General features: G+C 60.6%; 4 protein-coding genes and 1 pseudogene. 3 read left to right on the top strand and 2 right to left on the bottom strand.

From position 1 onward, the window contains the following. Together D3872_RS21980 and D3872_RS21975 are read left to right on the top strand one after the other, a co-directional pair. Nucleotides 1–166: pseudogene (locus tag D3872_RS21980) on the top strand (CorA family divalent cation transporter); the annotation flags it as partial. Between the two features lie 448 nt (nt 167–614). After that, on the top strand, nt 615–3,506 hold the full coding sequence (locus D3872_RS21975) for a TonB-dependent receptor domain-containing protein (protein ID WP_229459470.1): 2,892 nt from the start codon (nt 615–617) through the stop codon (nt 3,504–3,506). A 296-nt stretch (nt 3,507–3,802) separates the two neighbouring features. Here the strand turns inward: D3872_RS21975 and D3872_RS21970 are convergent, their stop codons facing one another. Next, a complete protein-coding gene (locus D3872_RS21970; protein WP_119812789.1) occupies nt 3,803–5,098 on the bottom strand; it encodes an aspartyl/asparaginyl beta-hydroxylase domain-containing protein in 1,296 nt (431 codons plus the stop codon). A 99-nt stretch (nt 5,099–5,197) separates the two neighbouring features. Beyond that, on the bottom strand, nt 5,198–6,832 hold the full coding sequence (locus tag D3872_RS21965; protein ID WP_119812788.1) for an NAD(P)/FAD-dependent oxidoreductase: 1,635 nt from the start codon (nt 6,830–6,832) through the stop codon (nt 5,198–5,200). A gap of 529 nt (nt 6,833–7,361) precedes the next feature. On the opposite strand from D3872_RS21965, the gene D3872_RS25845 reads away from it, so the two are divergent. Beyond that, a partial coding sequence (locus tag D3872_RS25845) for a carboxypeptidase-like regulatory domain-containing protein (protein WP_182915891.1) occupies nt 7,362–7,688 on the top strand: 327 nt, incomplete at its 3' end.

Here is a 7,688-nt window from a genome sequence, read left to right as displayed (position 1 = left end):
GGGCCGCGATCTTCGCGGTATTGACCGCTTTTGCCGGTATCTGGGGCATGAATTTCGACATCATGCCCGAACTGAAGTGGCGCTTCGGCTATCCGGTGGCGGTCACGCTGATGGTATCGGTCGCCGGCTACTGTACTACAGGTTCAAGAAATCGGGCTGGTTGTAGCCTGCGACGCTCCCTCCGAAGTGCACGCTCGTGCATTCATTGCATTGTCTAGACAACGCGCCTGCATTACCGTGAATTAATTGCATAAATGCCGTATTTGCAGATGAATATTCTGTATATACTGTATTTATGCAAATGTCATATTGTGTGCGATGCATGCAAAATCTGATTGACATCTAAATCTGTTGTTTGTGCACAGCATTCACCCCCCTGCAGGTTTGACAAAAAACAAACGGGTATGGTTCTATGCGATGTCTGTCAAGTAGTTAAATTTTGTAGCTTTTGCAGATATCTGCAGGCATCTCACCTTTGGAGACCCAAGGCGCTGCCTGCATCTGTTGTGTGTTGAAATTAAAAATAAGTACGACTGCCTTATGCCCGGCCGCGAGGTTGGGGCGTAGATCTCAAATTACACTCAAGGGAATCACTAATGATCACGGAAACAGTATTGTCTCGCTCAATTCGCCTGATGTTCCTGAGCGGACTTGCGCTCGGCATGCACAGCGCGAGCGCACAGGAAGCAGCGCCAGCGCCGTCCGGTGAAATGGAAAAAATCGTCGTTACCGGCTCGCGCATCCGCGTTGCCACGGTAACCGAGGGCTCCAGCCCAATCACCGTTGTTGGCGCAGCCGACATCAAGAGCGACGGCGTGAAGAACGTCGAGAACCTGATGAACAACCTGCCACAGGTCTTCGCTGACCAGGGCGGCGCGATCTCCAACGGCTCGACCGGTACTGCAACCGTGAACCTGCGTAACCTCGGCGCCGACCGTACCCTGGTGCTGGTCAACGGCCGCCGCCTGCCGCAAGGCTCGCCACTGAGCACCGCAGCCGACTTGAACCAGATCCCTGCGGGCCTGATCAAGCGCGTTGAAGTGCTGTCCGGCGGCGCAGGCGCGGTCTACGGTTCCGATGCGGTTGCCGGCGTGATCAACTTCATCATGAACGACAAGTTCGAAGGCGTTCAGATCGATGTGAACGTCAGCGGCTACAACCACCAGCAGGACAACGACGTGGTCAGCGCGGCTGTGCGCAAGCGCAACTTCGCATTGCCAGGCGACAAGAGCTTCGACGCCAAGAGCAAGGACGTCAGCCTGCTGGTCGGCGGCAATTTTGCTGACGGCAAAGGTAACGCAACCTTGTACGCAGGCTACAAGCAGGACGACCCGCTGCTGCAATCGCAGCGTGATTTCACTTCTTGCGCCCTGGGTTCGTCGGCAGCAGGCTTCGCCTGCCTCGGCTCGAACACCAGCTTCCCAGGCCGCTTCATCACCGACAATGGCTCGCGCACCGTTGCTGACGCAAACGGCAACACCCGTGCTTACGTCGTTGCGACCGACGCGTACAACTACGGTCCGATCAACTACCTGCAGCGTCCTTCCGACCGTTATGTATTCAACGCAACGGCCAACTACGAAATCAACGACAAGGTCCAGGTTTATTCGTCGATCGGTTTCCACAATGACCGTACCGTCGCCCAGATCGCACCTTCGGGCCTGTTCGGCCTGGACATGTCCGGCGCGAACGCGGTTCACTTCGAAAACCCACTGCTGTCGGCTGACTGGAAGCGCCAGCTGGGCCTCGTGGCCCCAGGCGGCACCGCTGATGCGCTGATCTTCCGCCGCAACGTTGAAGGCGGCGGCCGCCAGGCTGACATCACCAACACCTCGTACCGTTCGCAGATCGGCTTCAAGGGCGACATCGGCCCATGGAGCTATGACGTATTCGCACAGAATGCGCGCGTTTCGTACACGGAAGTGTACAAGAACGAATTTTCGAAGACCCGCGCGTTCCGCGCAATGGACGTCGTCCTGGATGGTTCCGGCCAGCCAGCTTGCCGTTCGGTAGTCAACGGCACCGATCCTAACTGCGTACCGTACAACATCTGGAGCCTGGGCAAAGTAACGCCTGAAGCCCTGAAGTACCTGCAGACCCCAGGCCTGCGCAGCGGCGCAACCACCCAGGAAATCCAGGGCGGTAACATTTCTGCTGACCTCGGCGAATACGGCTGGAAACTGCCAACCTCCGAGCAAGGTATCGGCCTGTCCGTCGGCCTCGAGCGCCGCCGCGAAGAGCTGGAACTGGAAACCGACACCGCGTTCTCGTCGAACGACCTGTTCGGCCAGGGTGGTCCTAGCTTCGGCGTAGCCGGCCAGTACACCGTCAAGGAAATCTTCGGCGAAGTCCGTGTTCCCCTGATGGAAAAGCGCCCATTCGTTGACCTTCTGAGCATGAACGCTTCTTACCGCTACTCCGACTACAGCACCGGCAAGACCACCGATTCGTACGGTGTTGGTGTTGAATGGGCGCCAGTACGCCAGGCAAAACTGCGCGCATCGTACCAGCGTGCGGCTCGTGCAGCGAACATCGTCGAGCTGTTCACCCCAGCCGGTGTCGGCCTGTACGACAACGACGAAGATCCATGCGCAGGCACCAGCCCAACGGCTAGCCTGGCACAGTGCGCACGCACCGGTGTTACCGCTGCCCAGTACGGCAAGATCATCGACAACCCGTCGGGCCAGTACAATCAGCTGACCGGCGGTAACGTCAACCTGTCGCCAGAAGAGGCCGATTCGTTCACCCTGGGCCTGGTACTCGAGCCGATCAAGAACCTGTCGATCACCCTTGACGCATTCAGCATCGACGTGAAAGACGTGATCGCCAACGTTCCTGCGACCACCACCCTGGCGAAGTGCCTGGAAACCGGCGAAGCTGCATTCTGCTCGCTGATCCACCGCGACAACATTGGTACCCTGTGGGCGAAAGACACCGCGTTCATCGAAGCTAACAACCTGAACCTGGCAACCCGCAAGACCACCGGCCTGGACCTCGGCGCAAGCTACGGTTACAAAGTCGGCGGCCTGGGCAACTTCGGCTTCAGCATCCTGGGTACCTACCTGCGTAGCTACGAAACCCAGGACCTGCCGGGCGAAGATGCTTACGACTGCAAGGGCTTCTACGGTCCGACCTGCGGCACCCCGCTGCCAGAATGGCGCCACAAGGCACGTGTAACCTGGACCTCGCCATGGAACTTCGAGACCGCCTTCACCTGGCGTCACATCGACTCCGTGGACCTGGAAACCACCAGCAAGCATCCTAAGCTGACCGGTAACGCGTTCCCAGTCGACCGTACCCTGGGCGCACGTGACTACCTGGACCTGAGCGCTTCATACAGCCTGACCAAGAACCTGAGCCTGTCGGGCGGTATCAACAACCTGCTGGACAAGGATCCACCGGTCAGCGCGCAAGTTGGTTCTGGCTTCGGTAACGGCAACACCTACCCACAGGTGTATGACGCAAACGGCCGCAAGGTCTTCGTTGGCCTGACCGCCAAGTTCTAATCTTCACGACGTAGCCCTTAGCAACAAAAAACGGCACCTTCGGGTGCCGTTTTTTGTTTGGTGCGCCCGGCAGGGCGCACTCACCCGGCAAGGGGAAGAGTTAACAGAAGGCAAGGGTGTCGTAGGCGGCTGCTAATCTGAAGGCGGAGCCGCAGGTACGGTGGTGTGAGTAGGCGACGGGGTAACTCCGTCGCCTACTCGATTGGCAACCGGTTTCGGCTGGACAAAACCACGCGTGCTGACAAAAAAAATGCCGCGCGGCGGACCGGGCGGCATGGGGGAGGGGCGCGGCTGGCTTACAGCGCGAACTCGCCGGCCGTATCGCGGAACTGGTTAATCCCAGCGGTCAGCGCGGTGATCATTGCGCGCTCGGGCGGCGTCAGGTCCGGGTGCCAGACGTCGAAGATCAGCACCACGCGCAACTGGTCGCTGTCGTTCCATGCCTCGTGCTCGATGGTGTCGTCGAACACGAAACCCTCGCCCAATGTCCAGCCGCGCGTCTCGTTGCCGACCCGGAAGCCGCACTGCCCCGGGACGATAAGCGGCAGGTGCGTGACCAGGCGCGTGTTGCTCACGCCGACATGCGGCGGAATCCGGGTGCGCGGCGCGAGCAGCGAGAACATCGCGCTCGGCGTGCGGCCCGGCTGGTCCGGTTGCGGCGCCTCGGCCAGCAGGCGCATGGTCTCTGGACAGCGTGCGGCATGTTCGGGCACCGGCTTGCCGTCGGCGATCAGGTGGAAGGCGCTCCAGCGCTGCGAATTATTCAGTTCCGCGAACTGGTTGTGCGGCACGTCGGGCGGGTAGCAAAGGTAGGGCGTGAAGCCGCGGTCGGCCGCGTGAACCTGCAGGAATTCGGCGCGGATGGCGTCGGTGCCGGCCTCGATGGCGTCCAGCCACGGGAACCGCGCGCGCGGCAGGAACGGCAACGGTAGCAGGCCGGGATAGTGGAACATCATCGACTTCGATTCGAACCGGCGCTTGCGCGACACCATGATGTCGACCGACTCGCGGAAGCGCTCCAGGTTTTCGCCCGCCAGCGCCTGATAGTGGTTTTCCAGGAAGCCGTCCAGGAAGCTGCCGAAATCGGTATTGTAGCGCTCGCGGAACTGCAGCGCATGGGTGACGGCGCCTTGCAAGCCCGGCTCGAGCACCGCAAGCGGCGGCGCCACGCTGGCCACCGCGCCGTACACCGACGCGGCCTTGTGGCGCTGGCCCTGGCGTTCCAGCAGGTTGGCGCGCAAGATCAGCGCCACCAGGTCGGAAGGGTCGGTGCGCAGCGCGTTGTCGATGGCGGACTGCTCCGCCGCCTCATCCTTGCGGCCCTGGTGGGTGAGCGCCAGGTTGATCCAGCCCTGGGTATGCCCGGGGTGGGCCGCGACCAGCCGTTCGAAGGCCAGTTGCGCCCGCTCCAGGTCGCCATGGCGAAACGCGCGCTTGCCCAGCGAAATCAGTGCCAGGCCATCGTTGGCGTCGTAGTCGAGCACGCGCACCCATAATTGTCCGGCTTCATTGTCCTTGCCGGCTTGCTGCGCCTGAATGGCTGCGGCATGCAGGTGCGCGACTTCCGCGCGCACCGCCTGTGCGTCTTGCATGTCTCCATCTCCAAAAAACTACGCTTAAGAACGTATGTATGTGTACGCACGATTCTCGCATGCTCTTCGGGTAATAGATGATGCTTTCGATAAAAATATTTACAACTTGTTGGCCGCCATCGACAACGCCACCGCTTCGGCCACCCGGATCCCGTCCACCGCAGCCGACAGGATCCCGCCCGCATAGCCCGCGCCTTCGCCGGCCGGGAACAGCCCGCGCGTGTTCAGGCTCTGCAGGTCTGCGTCGTTGCGCTTGATGCGGATCGGCGACGAAGTGCGCGTCTCGACGCCGGTCAGCACCGCATCCTCCTTGTAGTAGCCGCGGATCTGCTTGTCGAAGGCGGGGAAGGCTTCCTTCATCGCCGTGACCGCGTATTCCGGCAGCGCGCTCGACAGGTCGGTCAGGTGCACCGCCGGCTTGAACGACGGGACCACCGAGCCGAACTCGGTCGAGGCGCGGCCCTTGACGAAGTCGCCCATCAGCTGTCCCGGCGCGTCGTAGGTGCCGCCACCGAGCGCGAACGCGCCTTCCTCCAGCTTGCGCTGGAAGGCGATGCCGGCCAGCGGATGGCCCGGGTAGTCTTCCGGCGTTATACCCACCACGATTGCGCTGTTGGCGTTGCGCTCATTGCGCGAATACTGGCTCATGCCGTTGGTCACCACGCGCCCGACCTCGGACGAGGCCGCAACGACGGTGCCGCCCGGGCACATGCAGAAGCTGTATACAGAGCGCCCGTTCGACGCGTGGTGCACCAGCTTGTAGTCGGCCGCGCCGAGGATCTTGTTGCCGGCGTTGGGCCCGAAGCGGCACACGTCGATCAGCGACTGCGGATGCTCGACCCGGAACCCGATCGAGAACGGCTTGGCTTCAATATAGACGCCGCGTTCGTACAGCATCTCGAAGGTATCGCGCGCGCTGTGGCCGATCGCCATCACCAGGTGGTCGGTTTCGATCCGCTCGCCGCTGGCCAGCACCACGCCGCGCAGCTGGCGCTGGCCATTCTTTTCCTCGACTTCGATGTCGGTCACCTTGCTCTCGAAGCGGTATTCGCCGCCCAGCGCGATGATGTTCTCGCGCATCTGCTCGACCATCTTGACCAGGCGGAAGGTGCCGATGTGCGGCTTGCTGACGTACATGATCTCTTCCGGTGCGCCGGCCTTGACGAACTCGGTCAGCACCTTGCGGCCGTAGTGCTTGGGGTCCTTGATCTGGCTGTACAACTTGCCGTCCGAGAAGGTGCCGGCGCCGCCTTCGCCGAACTGGACATTCGATTCGGTGTTGAGCTTGCGCTTGCGCCAGAAGCCGAAGGTGTCGACGGTGCGTTCGCGCACCACCTTGCCGCGCTCGAGGATCAGCGGGCGCAGGCCCATCTGGGCCAGGATCAGCGCGACGAACAGCCCGCACGGGCCGGTGCCGACCACCACCGGGCGCTTGTTCCTGTCGTGTCCCTGCAGCTGCTCGCCGCCTGCCACGAACTTGTAGCTGGTGTCGGGGGAGCGCATCACGTGGGCGTCGTGCTTCAGGCGCGCCAGCACCGCGGCCTCGCCCTCGACGTCGGCGTCCAGCGCGTAGATCAGGATGATCGCGCTGCGCTTGCGCGCGTCGTAGCTGCGCTTGAACACGGTAAAACCGCGCAATTGTTCCTTGACGATGCCCAGGCGGGCCAGCAGCGCCGCTTCGAGCGCTTCTTCAGGATGGTCGAGGGGGAGCTTGAGTTCGTTAATGCGCAGCATACGGTTCCGAATAAAAAGTGGAGAAGGGCGATTTCCCAACCCGCTATTTTACCTGCGTTGACGAGCCCGCGAAATCTCACCTTTTCTAACAAAAATTTCGGTGCGAACGCTCGTGCGCAAATGTAATATTGCGGTGCAATAAAAACTATATTTGTACAAATGTTATTGTATTGGAAGCAAAGTTGCGCTCATCTGTATATGTATCGGCACTAAATCGGTGCACTCCGCTCACATAACGTGTTTCCTTGGTGCATCGCAGTGTGTAAATAATTGATTTCATTGTAAATATCAGGCATTTCCACACCGTTGTTTGTTTGCGTACATACGTGAATGTTTGTTGACGCTCCGTCTTCCGATGTGTTTTTATCTCGTGTCAACTTTGATTGATATGCATCAATACAGCCTTGAGCCGCCTTACCAGGCGGGGAAGGAAGTAGTGGGAACACGAGCAGTAACCGTTATTTTACATACAACACTTTTATCCGGCAGATCCACAAGAGATGCCAAAGAAAATAAACAGGAAATCACAATGTTGAGAAAAACCGTATTGGCCCACGCACTGAGCTTCGCGTTCGGCGCCGCCGCCCTGACCATCGGCGCGATGCAGCCTGCCATGGCCCAATCGAACACCACCGGTAACATCGTTGGCCGCGTCGAAGCACCTGCCGGCGCCTCCGTCGTGCTGCGCAACGTCGACACCGGCCTGAAGCGTACCGTCACGCCGGAAGCGGATGGCCGCTACCTGGTGACCGCGCTGCCGGTCGGCCGCTACAAGGTCGAACTGATGCGTGGCAACTCGGTGGTCGACAGCACCGAAGTCGAAGTAATCATCGCCAGGGCGTCAACGCGTCCTTCG

It is taken from the genome of Massilia cavernae (assembly GCF_003590855.1).
In the GTDB taxonomy this organism is placed as follows: domain Bacteria; phylum Pseudomonadota; class Gammaproteobacteria; order Burkholderiales; family Burkholderiaceae_D; genus Telluria_A; species Telluria_A cavernae.
This window is presented reverse-complemented; position numbering and strand designations above follow the sequence as displayed.